Origin of the sequence: Pseudomonas zeae (assembly GCF_014268485.2) — a bacterium.
In the GTDB taxonomy this organism is placed as follows: Bacteria; Pseudomonadota; Gammaproteobacteria; order Pseudomonadales; family Pseudomonadaceae; genus Aquipseudomonas; species Aquipseudomonas neuropathica.
This window is the reverse complement of the sequence record NZ_CP077090.1, coordinates 5,172,882-5,186,601: the sequence shown is the minus strand read 5'-3', so window position 1 is coordinate 5,186,601 and position 13,720 is coordinate 5,172,882. Positions and strand designations below refer to the sequence as shown.

The following is a 13,720-nucleotide window of genomic DNA, read 5'->3' as shown; positions in this document are numbered from 1 at the left end:
ACCCGCTTCAATAACAACAACAATCCAGGAGACACCCCCAATGTTTGGCATGTCCCACGACGCCTACCTGCTGCTCGATGCAGTGGTCACGGTAATCGGCCTGATTATCCTGATCACCAAATTCAAGATTCACCCGTTCATTTCCCTGACCATCGCCGCCGCGTTCCTCGGCCTGACGTCGGGCATGCCGATCGGCACCATCATCAAAGCGTTCCAGGACGGCTTCGGTGGCGTGCTCGGTTTCGTCGGCATCATCCTTGCGCTGGGCACCATGCTCGGCAAAATGATGGCCGAGTCGGGCGGGGCGGATCAGATCGCCCAGACCCTGATCCGGGCGTTCGGCAAAGACAAAGTCCAGTGGGCGATGATGTTCGCCGCATTCCTTGTCGGCATCCCGCTGTTCTTCGAAATCGGCTTCGTGCTGCTGATTCCGTTGGTGTTCATCGTTGCGCGCCGCACCGGCGTGTCGATCATCAAGATCGGTATCCCGCTGCTCGCCGGTCTGTCCGCCGTGCACGGTCTGGTGCCGCCGCACCCGGGGCCGCTGCTGGCCATCGGCGTGTTCGGCGCTGACATCGGCAAGACCATTCTTTACGGTCTGATCGTTGCGCTGCCGACCGCGATCATTGCCGGTCCGATCTTCGGTACGTTTATCGCCAAGCACATTCCGGGTCACCCGAATCAGGAACTGGTCGATCAACTGGCCCGCGAAAACGACGACTCGGCCAAGCTGCCGAGCTTCACCATCACCCTGATCACCGTGCTGTTGCCGGTGTTCCTGATGCTGCTGAAAACCTTCGCTGACGTGGCGCTGCCGGACGGTCACTTCTTCCGCACCTGGATGGACATGATCGGTCACCCGATCTCGGCACTGCTGCTGGCGTTGCTGCTGTCGCTGTACACCTTCGGGCACAAGCAGGGCATCGGTTCCCAGCAGATGCTCAAGTGGCTCGACGCGAGCCTGGCGCCAACCGCCGCGATCATTCTGATCATCGGTGCCGGCGGTGGTTTCAAGCAGATGCTGGTGACCAGCGGTGTGGGCGACGTGATCGGCCACATGGCGGTCAGCGCACAGATCTCGCCGATCCTGTTGGCGTGGCTGGTGGCGGCGGTGATCCGTATCGCGACCGGTTCGGCAACTGTGGCGACCATCACGGGCGCGGGCATTGTCGTGCCGGTGGTGGGGATGATTCCGGGCGTTAACCGTGAGTTGCTGGTACTCGCTACGGGCGCCGGTTCGTTGATTCTGTCGCACGTGAACGACGCCGGTTTCTGGCTGGTGAAGCAGTACTTCAACATGACCGTGGCCGAGACGTTCAAGACCTGGACGGCAATGGAAACCATCCTGTCCATCGTTGCGTTGGGCTTTATCCTGCTGTTGTCGCTGTTCGTTTAAGCGACTTCACGCAGGCACAAAAAAACCGCAGCGATGCGGTTTTTTTGTGGGTGATGATTTCTTCGCTACACACAAAACCAATGTGGGAGCGAGCCTGCTCGCGAAGGCGGTGTGTCAGTTAATGATTATGCTGACGGGTGTACCGCTTTCGCGAGCAGGCTCGCTCCCACAGGGGGAAATGTCAGTTACCGGATTTCGGGGCCAGGCCATCCGCCCGGAACATCCCGCGAATCCCGCGCACCGCCTGACGAATGCGGTCCTGGTTTTCGATCAGCGCAAAGCGCACGTGATCGTCGCCATACTCACCAAAACCCACTCCCGGCGAGACGCAGACCTTGGCCTCGGCCAGCAGTTTCTTGGCAAACTCCAGCGAACCCAGATGCGCGTACTGCTCAGGAATCTTCGCCCAGACATACATCGACGCCTTCGGATTCTCAACCATCCAGCCCAGTTCATGCAGGCCTTTGACCAGCACGTTGCGGCGCTGGCGATACTGCTCGGCGATGTCGCGCACACACTGCTGATCGCCTTCCAGCGCGGCAATCGCCGCGACTTGCAGCGGGGTGAAGGTGCCGTAGTCGTGGTAGCTCTTGATCCGCGCCAGAGCGTTGACCAGTTCCGGATTACCGACCATGAAACCGATGCGCCAGCCGGCCATGTTGTAGCTCTTGGACAGGGTGAAAAACTCCACAGCAATGTCCTTGGCGCCCGGCACTTGCATGATCGACGGGGCTTTCCAGCCGTCGTAGACGATGTCGGCGTACGCCAGATCGTGAATCACCAGCACGTCGTACTGCTTGGCGAGGGCGATCACCCGTTCGAAGAAGTCCAGCTCCACGCACTGCGCGGTCGGGTTGGACGGGAAGCCGAGGATCATCATTTTCGGTTTCGGAATCGAACCGCGAATGGCCCGTTCCAGTTCGTCGAAGAAATCCACGCCTGGCACCAGCGGCACCGAACGCACCTGGGCACCGGCAATCACCGCACCGTAGATGTGAATCGGGTAGCTCGGGTTTGGCACCAATACGGTGTCGCCCTGATCCAGGGTCGCCAGCATCAAATGCGCCAGGCCTTCCTTGGAACCGATGGTGACAATGGCTTCGCTTTCCGGGTCGATATCGACCGAGTAGCGATCCTTGTACCAGTTGGAAATCGCCCGGCGCAGACGCGGAATACCCTTGGATGTGGAGTAACCGTGGGTGTCTTCGCGTTGGGCAACCTGGACGAGTTTTTCGACAATATGCGGCGGCGTGGCGCCGTCGGGGTTGCCCATGCTCAAGTCGATGATGTCTTCACCACGACGCCTAGCAGCCATTTTCAGCTCGGCGGTGATGTTGAAAACGTAAGGGGGGAGTCGATCTATGCGCGCAAAGCGGCGCGGCGAACCTTGTTCAGCCATTGTTGCCTCGGATAACGTAAGCGCCCGGAACCGTCCGAGCGACGCTGGTCACTGCGGTGACCTGTGGCGGAAGATAAGGTCAGTGATGGCATACTGTCCAGCCCGTTTGTAAACATTTTTGTCCCAAGGAAATCGGTAGATGGAATTCACCAGCGGCTTCTTGCTGAGCCTTTCGCTGTGCCTGGATATCGGCGTGGCCAACATCGCCATGATCACCCTGGCGATGCAGCGTGGTTACTTTCAGGGCTTTGCGCTGGGCCTCGGCACCTGTGTTGGCGACCTGATTTATGCGGTGCTGGCGTTGGCCGGAATGACGGTTTTGCTGCAATACGAAACCGTGCGCTGGGTTTTGTGGATTGGTGGTTCGGCGCTGCTGATCTACTTTGCGGCAAAGATGATTTACTCGGCGATCCATCACGAAGCGCTGCTGGCCGAGACGGCGGAGGTGGGGCAGAACTCCCATCGCAAGGAGTTCTTCCGGGGGATATTTCTCGCGATGTCGTCGCCGAGCGCGATTCTCTGGTTCGCGGCGGTGGGCGGCACCTTGATTGCGCGTTCCGGTGGTGGCGGTCCTTTGAGTTCGGCGCTGTTCCTCGGTGGGTTCCTCTGCGCCGGACTGCTGTGGTCGGCGGGTTTGTGCTTCGCTGCGAGCCATGGTGGCAAGCTGTTGGGCGATAAGCTGTTGCGCTATTCGTACCTGGCATCTGCAGCGATCTTCTGCTATTTCGCGGTGTACGTGATCGTATCTGGCTACAACGAATTTGTCGGTTCGGGCGCCGTCGAGCAGTTGCACGCGCTGTAAACGTGCGAATCGGCTTTGGCTTTCTATACTCCCAGCCGAACCCCCTTTTTTGTTCCAGGAGTCGAGTCATGGATGAGCAAAAACGCGTCGAAGTGGCTGAACCTCGCTTCGAACATGGACACTTCTTGCTGATTGCAGGTTTTCGCGGTCGATTTACCCAAGACACAGCCAAGGACATTCCGGCGCTGTGGGAAAAGTTCTTGCCGCACCTGGGAAAAATCCAGGGGCAAAAGAACGAAGTGACCTACGGTGTCTGCAGCAATTTCGACGGCAAGGGCGGCTTCGATTACATCGCCGGGGTGGAAATCAGCAAGCTCGATGACCTCGACCAGAAGGTCTACCAGTGGGTCGAAGTGCTGCCTCGGCAATACGCGGTGTTCGAGCACAAGGGGCCGCTCGAACAGCTGCCGCAAACCCTGCAATACATCTACAAGACCTGGCTGCCGACCTCGCACTACGTAGAGCTCAATGCCCCGGAACTGGAGCGCTATAGCGCCGATTTCAATCCGCGGCTGCACACCGGCAAACTGGAAATCTGCGTGCCGGTCGATACCAAGGGCTGAACCAACAGACATGAGGCGGATCACTGATCCGCCTCATGATTTTCAACCGCGTTTACCCTTGCCCAACCGTCGCGCCCGCAACAGGTCGATGCCGAGAGTGATAAAGCCGAACGTACTGATGCCCAACACCATCAACAGGCCGATTTCAACGCTGCTCATAAACGGTTTCCCCCAAGGGTGATCAGAGACACACCTGAGAAATAGCCCGCCGCGAACCCGAAGAAAAGCACTTATACGCAGGTTTTACGCCGTCCTTGCGCATCGATATGCAGGCCTTATTCCTTTATGCTTTCGGCACTTTCTTCTGCCGATTTCCGAGCCGCCATGAACACCGTTATCCGCAACGTCACCGCCGCCGACCTGGACCGCTGCTACGCCATCGAAACCGTTGCCTACGAAGGTGACGAAGCGGCCACCCGCGAGAAGATCGCCACGCGCATTGCCACCTGGCCGGAAGGTTTTGTCGTTGCCGAGGTGGACGGTGAGGTCGCAGGCTTCGTCAACTCCGGCGCGGCGTTTGATGTGCAGATGTCGGACGAGGCGTTCAAGGAACTGATCGGCCACGACCCGAAAGGGCCAAACGTGGTGATCATGTCGGTGGTGGTGCACCCGGATTATCAGGGGCAGGGTTTGGCCAAACGTTTGATGGGCGAGTTCATTGAACGTATGCGCGGGATGGATAAGGCGACCATTCATTTGATGTGCAAGGAAAAGCATATCCCGTTGTATGCCGGGTTTGGCTTTGCCTACATCAAACCGTCTGAGTCCGACCACGGCGGCATGGCGTGGCACGAGATGATCCTTACCTTATAACCCAACACCGATCAAAACTGTGGGAGCGAGCCTGCTCGCGAAGAGGCCGTGTCAGCCAACCAATTTGTTGACTGATATGACGCTTTCGCGAGCAGGCTCGCTCCCACAGGGTGTTGTGGCGTTTGAAATTCCGCGTTTAGTAGAGAGTGTCGCTTACTCTTTTTGGCGCTTCACGGTCGTAGGTATCAGCATCGAACTGCCCGTCATTCAGGCGTTTGTGGAAGGCGCCGGCAGAGGGCAGGGCCGAGCGCGGCAGATGCGTTTCCGGGTTCCACGCATCCGAGCGGACGAAGGCTTTCGAGCAATGAAAGAACGCCGCTTCCACCGTCACCAGCAACACCGTTTTCGCCGGTTTGCCGTTCACCGCAAAGCTTTCCAGCAACTGCGGCTCAGCACTAATCACCGCCGTGCCATTGACCCGCAACGTCTCGCCAATCCCCGGAATAATGAACAACAACGACACCCGCGAATCGTGCAGCACATTGCGCAGGGTATCGATGCGGTTGTTACCTGGGAGATCGGGCAACGCCAGCGTGCGTTCGTCAATGATCCGCACAAACCCGGCTTTGTCACCGCGCGGCGAATTATCCAGGCCATCGGCGCTCACCGAGCTGACAATCACTAGCGGCGACAGGCGCACCATTGCCTGATAATCCTCGTTGAGAAAACCGATCTGCTTGCGCACTGCCCGCTCGTGGGGCAGTCCGTAAATCGCTTCCAGTGCTTCGATTGAGTCGATCATCGTGCTTCCCTCGATGACTTAGAAAAACAGCCCCATGCGCCGTTCGTAACCGATCCGGCCCTTGTACGCTTCGCCGCTGTCGACATAGCCGTGTTTGGCATACAGCGCGATGGCTGCGTCGTTATCCGCGTCCACCGACAATTCCAGTCCCTTGATCTCCGGCCACGCCTGACGCGCAACTTCGGGCAACGCTTGCAGACAGGCCTTGCCGTAACCCTTGCCCTGAGCGCGGCGATCAACCTGCAACGCATGCAGGGTGGCGCTGTGTTCATCGGCCCAGGCCGGCAACACTGGCGGGCGCTTGAGCAACAGAAACGCCACGGGTACTTCATCCGCCAGCAGCGCAAAACCCTTCACACCCGGCCCGGGTTTCGACAGCAGGGTGTGCAAAGCCCCATGGATATCGCCGGAGAACTTGATCTGCTCGGCATGGATTTCAATCGCCTCGACTTGCTCACGCTGCAAGGTGTTAAGGCTGTCGTACGGCACGAGTTGGGCTGACACGGGAATTTCCTTTTTCCTACAAAGATGAGGCTCGGATTCTAGCGATTTTGTCTTCTGCGGAAATTTTTTGTTTCGCCTGTCGATCAGCTCAAGTGCCGAACGACTAAGGGTGTCTTCACAACAAAAACACGGAGAACACCATGAGCGCACAAACCGAGATCCAGACCCTGATCAACACCTACCGCGAAGCCGTCATGAAAAAGGACGTGGAGAAAGTCATGGCGTTGTACGCCGACGACATCGTCTCTTTCGACGCGATCAAGGCCCTGCAATTCAAGGGTAAAGCCGCCTACCGCGCGCACTGGGTCGAGTGCATGGAAATGTGCCCCGGCCCGCACATTTTCGAGTTCCACGAAATCGCCATCGAAAGCGCGGACAGCATCGCCTTCGCCCACTGGGTGGCCAATTGCGGCGGCACCAATGACAAGGGCGAAACCCAGAGCTGCTGGATGCGCGTCACCGCTTGCTATCGGCAGGTTGGCGGGACATGGAAAATCGTCCACGAACACTGGTCGGCGCCGTTCGATCCGATGAGCGGCGCGACCCTGTTCGATGTGACTCCCTGATCTTCAGCCATAGTTGAACCGTCCGATTCAGGAGAACGCCATGAAGTATTTATGCCTGGTCTATAGCGATGAGCACTTGTTGCATTCGTCGCCCGACAGCCCGGAAGACGCCGAGTGCTGGGCCTACGCCGAGTCGATTCAGGGCAGCGGGCGGATGGTTGCCGCCGAGGCGCTGGAGTCGGTGCAGACCGCCACCACGGTGCGTATGCGCAACGGCAAACTGTCGATCACCGACGGCCCGTTCGCCGAAACTAAAGAGCAATTGGCCGGTTTCTACCTGATCGACGCGAAGGACCTCAACGAAGCGATTCAGGTTGCCGGCAATATTCCGGCGGCGCGGGTGGGCAGCGTGGAAGTACGACCGGTGCGGCAATTGAATGTCTGAGGTCAAGGCGCGGGTCGAGCAGGTCTACCGCGAAGAATCGCGGCGGATCCTGGCGACGCTGATTCGCTTGCTGGGTGATTTCGACCTCGCCGAAGAAGCCTTGCACGAGGCGTTCTTCGTCGCGGTCGAACGCTGGCAGCGCGACGGCGTGCCGGACAACCCGCGCACCTGGCTGGTGTCCACCGGGCGCTTCAAGGCAATTGATGTGTTGCGCCGCCGCGCGCGGTTCAAGGCCTCGCAGCCATTGTTGTTGGCGCAGCTGGAAGAACTGGAACAGGCCGACTGGAGCGGTGAAGACGTGGAAGACGATCGCCTGCGGCTGATCTTCACCTGTTGTCACCCGGCGCTGGCAGCGGATGCGCAAGTGCCGCTGACGTTGCGCGAAGTCTGCGACCTGACCACCGAGGAAATCGCCCGCGCCTTTCTCTCCGCGCCGGCAGCGATTGCCCAGCGCATCGTGCGCGCCAAAGCGAAGATTCGTGACGCGAAAATTCCCTATCAAGTACCGAGCCTGAGCGAACTGCCCGAGCGCCTCGATAGCGTGTTGCGGGTGATTTATCTGGTGTTCAACGAAGGGTATTCGGCGTCGTGCGGGGCCGAGTTGATCCGTGAAGATCTGACCCGCGAGGCGATACGGCTTGGCCGACTGTTGATGGAATTGCTACCGGAGCCGGAGGTGATGGGGCTGCTGGCGATGATGCTGTTGCACGAGTCGCGACGGTCGGCGCGCACTTCGCCGAGTGGTGAACTGGTGCTACTGGATGATCAGGACCGTTCACTGTGGGATGCCGGGTTGATTGCTGAGGGATGTGCGCTGGTCGAGCATGCGCTGACCACACGGCGCTTTGGGCCATATTGTTTGCAGGCGGCGATTGCGGCGGTTCATGCTGAGGCGCCGTCGGCGGGGGAGACGGATTGGGAGCAGATCGTTGGTTTGTATGACGTGCTGTTGCGTGCGGTGCCTTCGCCGGTGATCGAGTTGAACCGGGCAGTGGCGGTGGCCAAGCGGGATGGGGCGCTGAACGGTTTGAATCTGATTGAAGGGATTTTGGGACGCGGCGAGTTGCAGGATTACCACTTGGCGCATTCGGCGCGGGCGGAGTTTTGTCGGCAGTTGGGTAGGCTGGAGGAAGCGCGGGCTGCGTATCTGCGGGCCTTGGAGCTGACCCGGCAAGAGCCGGAGCGGCGTTTTATCGAAGGGCGGCTTTCGGCGCTGGAATGGCCCTCACCCTAGCCCTCTCCCAGGGGGAGAGGGGACTGATTGGGGGATGCTGTAGAAGTACGCCGACCTGAACGCTCAGCGGTGAATCCATAATCGACCCAAATTTCACGACCATATATAACGCAGCAATCAATCCATAATCGACTCGATCTCTCAGGTCGATGTATGACGCAACACAATGCGGTCGGCCCCCTCTCCCCCCGGGAGAGGGCTGGGGTGAGGGGCTTTTGGCTTCATGCCGGCTAGCGATTAAGCGCGCCACTATTCCAGCATCTTGCTCAACAACCAGCTCCCCGCCGGCCCCGGCGGATACAGCCGCGACCACAACGCATCAACAAACACCGGCTTAGGCCAGCCGCGCACCTTCAACTCCACCAACAAATCATTGCCAAAACGCTGCGCCAGCCAACGCGGCAACGGCGCCCAGCCAAAACCTTTCTCGGCCATTTCCAGCAACATCAGATAACTCGGTGCCGACCACACCCGACCTTTGCCGCGACTGTCGTAAGAATTGACGATGGTCGCCAGGCGCAATTCACGGTGCTGTTCCAGGACGTGTTGATCAACGTGATCAAGCTTGGCCAGCGCGTGATCGCGATTGACGAACAAGGCGATTTCCGTGCGCTCGGACACCGTCGAGGTCGCCAGGTCCGGTGGGTAGCTCTCTTGCATCTCGGCGAAGGCCAGATGCGCACGACCGCGCTGCACCAGCTCGATCAGGTCATCGCATTCGGCGATCAGGCATTCCAGCTCCAGATCCGGATAACGCTGCTCAAACCCGACCAGCGCCGCTTCAAAACGGTACGACTGATAAGTGTCGGAAATCGCCACGGTCAGCTTCGGCTCGACGCCTTGGGACAACTGCCGCGCAGTCATTTCCAGACGACTGCTGGCCGCCAGAATCGCCTCAGCGCGTTGCAGCATCACATGCCCGGCCGGGGTCAGCGCCGGTTTGCGGCTGCTGCGATCGAACAACTGCAGATCCAGATCGATCTCAAGGCTGGCCACCGCCGCGCTGATGGTCGACTGACTGCGCCCCAGTTTGCGCGCCGCTGCCGAAAACGAGCCTTGGGTCGCCGCCTGGACAAACGCCAACAGCACTTCCTGCGAGATCATCAACTATCGCCTTGATCGATGGTTATTGGTTATGAAGTATCGGTATCAAGATAGATCATGGCAACCCTCTTCACTCAAGGAGTCAGGCCATGACTGCCCACAAATCGATCACTGAACGTATTTTCCAGGCCGTTGGTTTCGAACTGCTGGCCATCCTGATCTGCACCCCGTTGCTGGCGTGGATCATGCAAAAACCGATGCTTGAAATGGGCGCGGTGACCGTGTTGATCGCGTTGCTGGCGCTGGGCTGGAACGTGGTGTTCAACCGTTTCTTCGACCGGATGCTGGAACGCATGAACGTCGCGCACAACGCTTGGATACGTGTGGTGCACGCGCTGCTGTTCGAAGGCGGCTTGATCGTGATGGGCGTGCCGCTGATTGCCTGGTGGCTGTCGGTCAGCCTGTGGCAGGCGTTTTTGCTCGACATCGGCGTGTTGCTGTTTTTCCTGCCGTACACCTATGTTTATCACTGGGGTTATGACGTGGTACGTGAGCGCTTCATGACCCGTAACGCTTGCCAGAACTAACCTCGATCCCCCTGTAGGAACTGCCGAAGGCTGCGATCTTTTGATTTTGTTTTTAAAGACAAGATCAAAAGATCGCAGCCTTCGGCATCTCCTACCAGGGAAAGTATTTCAGCGTTGGTTAGAGGAACATGCCGCCGGATGCCTCGACCCGCTGACCATTGATCCACTGCGCACCCGGCGACAGCAACAACGCCAATGCCCCGCCAATGTCATCCGGCTGCCCGGCACGGCCCAATGCGGTGTTGCTGGCGACCATTGCATTCAGCGCCGAGTTGTCTCTTACGGCGCCACCGCCGAAGTCAGTTTCGATGGCGCCCGGGGCGAGAATGTTCACGCCGATCTGCCGGGCCCCCAGCTCTTTGGCCTGATAACGGGTCAGCACTTCCATCGCGCCTTTCATCGCCGCATAGGCGCCGTAACCCGGCAGACTGAAACGGGTCAGGCCGCTGGAAATATTGATGATCCGCCCGCCATCGTTGATCAGCGGCAGCAACTGCTGGGTCAGGAAGAATGGCCCTTTCAACTGAATGTTCATCAGCAAATCAAACTGCTCCGGGGTCGTCTCGGCAAACAGCGCATGCACGCCGATCCCGGCATTGTTGATCAGGAAATCAAAACGCTGACGGTCAAACGTCTGCTGCAACGCCTGCTCAACACGTGTACCGAAATCGGCAAAGCTTTCGCTGCGGCCGACGTCCAGTTGCAGCATCACGGCTTTCGCGCCGAGTGCCTGCAGTTCTGTTGCCAGCGCCTGGGCTTCATCGGCGCGGCTGTGGTAGGTGCCGATGATGTCGATGCCCTGAGCGGCGAGGTGCAGGGCGGCGTTTTTGCCCAAGCCGCGACTGGCGCCGGTGATCAATGCGATTTTGCGATTCATGGAGGCTTCCTCGATTACGGTGAGTGGTGATGGACTCAGTTTATTTGTCCGCCAAGGGGTGATAAACAGGTTGAAAACGGAATCACTGATCGGCTCAGCCGAACAATCCATGGGTGCCTTATGAACAAACTGGAACTGCTGCGCACCTTCGTCCGGGTCAGCGAACTGTCGAGTTTTACCCTCGCGGGCGAGAGCCTTGGCTTGCCGCGCTCGACCGTGTCCGAACATGTGCAAGCGCTGGAAACCCTGGTTGGCACGCGTCTGCTGCAACGCACCACACGCAAGGTGCAGGCGACGCAGGACGGCTTGGTGTTGTACGAGCGCAGCAAGGACCTGCTCTCGCACATGGACGAGATCGAGGGCTTGTTCCGCCAGGACGAGGCGTCGCTGACCGGGCGCATTCGGGTCGACATGCCGAACATTCTCGCGCGGCGTCTGATCATGCCGCGCCTGCCGCAATTCATGGCGCGTCATCCGAACCTGGAGCTGGAAATCAGCAGCACCGATCGCCGGGTTGATCTGCTCAGCGAAGGCTTCGATTGCGTGGTACGCATCGGCGCGCAACCGGATCAGTCGGTGGTCGCGCGGCACCTCGGCGACTTCAAGATGGCCAACTGCGCCAGCCCCGCGTACCTCGAGCGTTACGGCGTGCCGCAAACCCTTGAGGATCTGGCGCAGCATCGACTGGTGCATTACGTCGGCGTGCTCGGTTCGCGTTCGGAAGGTTTTGTGTACGAGGAGGGCGGTCAGGTTAAACGCTTGCCGATGGCTGGCAGCATTACGGTCAACAGCACCGACGCTTACGAGTCGGCGTGCCTCGGTGGATTTGGTCTGACGCAGGTGCCGCGTACCGGCATGCAGCCGCATCTGGAAAACGGCGAACTGGTGACCGTGTTGCCGCAGTTCACTGCGCCGGCGATGGGGATTTCATTGTTGTATGCGCGGCAGCGGCATTTGCCGTTGCGGGTGCGAGTGTTTATGGATTGGCTGGGCGATCTGATCCGCTCCGCGCTCTGAACCTGAACACCGGTCAAAACTGTAGGAGTGAGCCTGCTCGCGATAGCGGTGTGCCAGTTTAATCAATGTTGACTGACACACCGCTATCGCGAGCAGGCTCACTCCTACAGGGGATCTTCGTCGGTCAGAAGATCTGGGTGAACAGCCAGTAGAGGCTGCCTGACAGCAGAATGGCGGCGGGGAGTGTCAGCACCCACGCCATCAACAGATTGCGGATGGTCTTCATCTGCAACCCGCCACCGTTGGCAACCATGGTCCCGGCCACCCCCGAAGACAACACATGGGTCGTCGACACCGGCAAACCAAACATGTCCGCCGCACCGATGGTGAGCATGGCCACGGTTTCCGCCGAGGCGCCCTGGGCATAGGTCAGATGGGTCTTGCCGATCTTCTCGCCGACCGTCACCACAATCCGCTTCCAGCCGACCATGGTGCCCAACCCGAGCGCGATGGCCACGGCGATCTTCACCCACAGCGGAATAAACCGTGTGGCGTTGTCGATCTGCTGTTTGAACAGTTGCAGTTTGCTGCTGGTGTCAGCGTCGAAATTGCCGACCTTGTTCTTGTCCATCAGGCGAATGCTTTCGCTGGCCAGGTACATGTCGTTACGCACGTTACCCATGGCTTCGGCCGGGACTTTCGCCAGCGAACCGTAGCCTTTGACTTCTTCGCCAATGTGCCCGGTGAGGGCGGCGAGGGCGGGGATCAGTTGCGGCGTGGCGTCCTTGCTGCGCACGTAATCGGAGAGCACCGCACGCGGATCGGCCGGCGTCGGCAGCGGGGCACTTTTCACCAGCGCTTGCTGGGTGACTTGCGCCACGGCGGCAAACTGCAGCGATTGTTCTTCGGGCATGGTGCGGTTCAAGGCGTAGGCCATCGGCAATGTGCCGACCAGAATCAGCATGATCAGGCCCATGCCTTTCTGGCCGTCATTGGAGCCGTGGGCGAAGGACACGCCGGTGCAGGTCAGAATCAGCAAACCGCGAATCCACCACGGCGGCGGGGTGTTGCCTTTAGGGGCCTTGTACAGCGCGCGATTCTTCACGAATGCACGCAGCGCCAGCAGCAACAGCGCCGCGCAGCCGAACCCCACCAGTGGCGACAGCAGCAAGGCGTAACCGATCTTGGTCGCCTGCGCCCAATCGACACCGCTGGTGCCGTCGCGGCCGTGCATCAAGGCATTGGCCACGCCGACGCCGATGATCGAACCGATCAGCGTGTGCGAAGACGATGCCGGCAAACCGAGCCACCAGGTGCCGAGGTTCCACAGGATCGCCGCGATCAGCAGGGCGAAAATCATCGAGAAACCGGCAGACGAACCGACCTGCAGAATCAACTCCACCGGCAGCAACGCGATGATGCCGAACGCCACCGCGCCGCTCGAAAGCAACACGCCGAGAAAGTTGAAGAACCCCGACCAGACCACCGCGACATTCGGCGGCAACGAGTGGGTGTAGATCACCGTCGCGACGGCGTTGGCGGTGTCGTGGAAACCGTTGACGAACTCGAAACCCAGGGCAATCAGCAGCGCCACACCGAGCAGCAGGAACGGCGTCCACGTGGTGACTACCGTGCCGAGTTCGTGCATGTCGTGCATCAGGCTGTAGGCGGTGAACAGCATCCCCATCGCCAGTACCGCGAAAAAGATCACGTAGGTGAACGGGCCGGTTTTCTTGTCGAGGGCTGGCCTGCCGCTGGCGGCGGACGCAGGGCTGGCGGTCAGGGAGGGAGTAGCCATGAGCGGACAATCCTGAGCGAGGGAAGGAATGTCGCCCATGATCGTTGCAGAAT

At 59.5% G+C, this 13,720-nt stretch carries 15 protein-coding genes; 9 read left to right on the top strand and 6 right to left on the bottom strand.

Features of this window, described 5'->3' with window-relative positions:
- Positions 1-40: 40 nt before the first annotated feature.
- The gene (locus tag HU754_RS22910) at positions 41-1,396 is read left to right on the top strand and encodes a GntP family permease (protein ID WP_099756982.1); all 1,356 of its coding nucleotides are present in this window, start codon (positions 41-43) and stop codon (positions 1,394-1,396) included.
- Between the two features lie 181 nt (positions 1,397-1,577).
- On the opposite strand, the gene alaC is transcribed toward HU754_RS22910, so the two are convergent.
- The gene (gene alaC / locus HU754_RS22905) at positions 1,578-2,795 is read right to left on the bottom strand and encodes an alanine transaminase (RefSeq protein ID WP_186625340.1); all 1,218 of its coding nucleotides are present in this window, start codon (positions 2,793-2,795) and stop codon (positions 1,578-1,580) included.
- Positions 2,796-2,934: 139 nt separating this feature from the next.
- Between alaC and HU754_RS22900 the strand changes: the two genes are divergently transcribed.
- The 3 genes from HU754_RS22900 (at position 2,935) to HU754_RS22890 (ending at position 4,973) form a co-directional block, all read left to right on the top strand.
- The gene (locus HU754_RS22900; protein ID WP_041479200.1) at positions 2,935-3,597 is read left to right on the top strand and encodes a LysE family translocator; all 663 of its coding nucleotides are present in this window, start codon (positions 2,935-2,937) and stop codon (positions 3,595-3,597) included.
- 68 nt (positions 3,598-3,665) lie between these two features.
- Positions 3,666-4,160: a GyrI-like domain-containing protein gene (locus HU754_RS22895; RefSeq protein ID WP_093430441.1), complete on the top strand. Its 495-nt coding sequence runs from the start codon at positions 3,666-3,668 to the stop codon at positions 4,158-4,160.
- A 324-nt stretch (positions 4,161-4,484) separates the two neighbouring features.
- Positions 4,485-4,973 carry a GNAT family N-acetyltransferase gene (locus HU754_RS22890; RefSeq protein WP_093430440.1) on the top strand — a complete coding sequence of 163 codons (489 nt, stop codon included), beginning with the start codon at positions 4,485-4,487 and terminating at the stop codon, positions 4,971-4,973.
- A 136-nt stretch (positions 4,974-5,109) separates the two neighbouring features.
- Here HU754_RS22890 and HU754_RS22885 read toward each other — a convergent pair whose 3' ends face one another.
- Both HU754_RS22885 and HU754_RS22880 read right to left on the bottom strand, forming a co-directional pair.
- Positions 5,110-5,715 carry a pyridoxamine 5'-phosphate oxidase family protein gene (locus HU754_RS22885; RefSeq protein ID WP_186625342.1) on the bottom strand — a complete coding sequence of 202 codons (606 nt, stop codon included), beginning with the start codon at positions 5,713-5,715 and terminating at the stop codon, positions 5,110-5,112.
- An 18-nt stretch (positions 5,716-5,733) separates the two neighbouring features.
- A complete protein-coding gene (locus tag HU754_RS22880) occupies positions 5,734-6,219 on the bottom strand; it encodes a GNAT family N-acetyltransferase (RefSeq protein ID WP_129395166.1) in 486 nt (161 codons plus the stop codon).
- Between the two features lie 140 nt (positions 6,220-6,359).
- Here HU754_RS22880 and HU754_RS22875 point away from each other — a divergent pair, with 140 nt between their 5' ends.
- From HU754_RS22875 to HU754_RS22865, 3 genes are read left to right on the top strand one after another with little or no spacing between them, the layout of a single operon-like run.
- Positions 6,360-6,785: a YybH family protein gene (locus HU754_RS22875; protein WP_099756977.1), complete on the top strand. Its 426-nt coding sequence runs from the start codon at positions 6,360-6,362 to the stop codon at positions 6,783-6,785.
- A gap of 40 nt (positions 6,786-6,825) precedes the next feature.
- Positions 6,826-7,170, top strand: a complete 345-nt coding sequence (locus HU754_RS22870) for a YciI family protein (protein ID WP_034153360.1) — start codon at positions 6,826-6,828, stop codon at positions 7,168-7,170.
- Positions 7,163-8,404 (top strand): RNA polymerase sigma factor, encoded by a 1,242-nt coding sequence (locus HU754_RS22865; RefSeq protein ID WP_186625344.1) that lies wholly within the window; start codon positions 7,163-7,165, stop codon positions 8,402-8,404. The genes HU754_RS22870 and HU754_RS22865 overlap by 8 nt, the downstream gene beginning before the upstream one ends.
- A 249-nt stretch (positions 8,405-8,653) precedes the next feature.
- On the opposite strand, the gene HU754_RS22860 is transcribed toward HU754_RS22865, so the two are convergent.
- Entirely contained in the window at positions 8,654-9,508 is an 855-nt protein-coding gene (locus HU754_RS22860; RefSeq protein ID WP_186625346.1) for a LysR family transcriptional regulator, read from the bottom strand.
- An 89-nt stretch (positions 9,509-9,597) separates the two neighbouring features.
- On the opposite strand from HU754_RS22860, the gene HU754_RS22855 reads away from it, so the two are divergent.
- On the top strand, positions 9,598-10,035 hold the full coding sequence (locus tag HU754_RS22855) for a multidrug/biocide efflux PACE transporter (protein ID WP_186625354.1): 438 nt from the start codon (positions 9,598-9,600) through the stop codon (positions 10,033-10,035).
- 118 nt (positions 10,036-10,153) lie between these two features.
- Here HU754_RS22855 and HU754_RS22850 read toward each other — a convergent pair whose 3' ends face one another.
- Positions 10,154-10,912, bottom strand: coding sequence for an SDR family NAD(P)-dependent oxidoreductase (locus HU754_RS22850; RefSeq protein WP_099756974.1), 759 nt, complete (start codon positions 10,910-10,912; stop codon positions 10,154-10,156).
- A gap of 120 nt (positions 10,913-11,032) precedes the next feature.
- On the opposite strand from HU754_RS22850, the gene HU754_RS22845 reads away from it, so the two are divergent.
- Positions 11,033-11,929 (top strand): LysR family transcriptional regulator, encoded by an 897-nt coding sequence (locus HU754_RS22845; RefSeq protein WP_186625356.1) that lies wholly within the window; start codon positions 11,033-11,035, stop codon positions 11,927-11,929.
- 124 nt (positions 11,930-12,053) lie between these two features.
- Here HU754_RS22845 and HU754_RS22840 read toward each other — a convergent pair whose 3' ends face one another.
- Positions 12,054-13,667 carry an inorganic phosphate transporter gene (locus HU754_RS22840; RefSeq protein ID WP_093430431.1) on the bottom strand — a complete coding sequence of 538 codons (1,614 nt, stop codon included), beginning with the start codon at positions 13,665-13,667 and terminating at the stop codon, positions 12,054-12,056.
- Between the last annotated feature and the right edge of the window lie 53 nt (positions 13,668-13,720).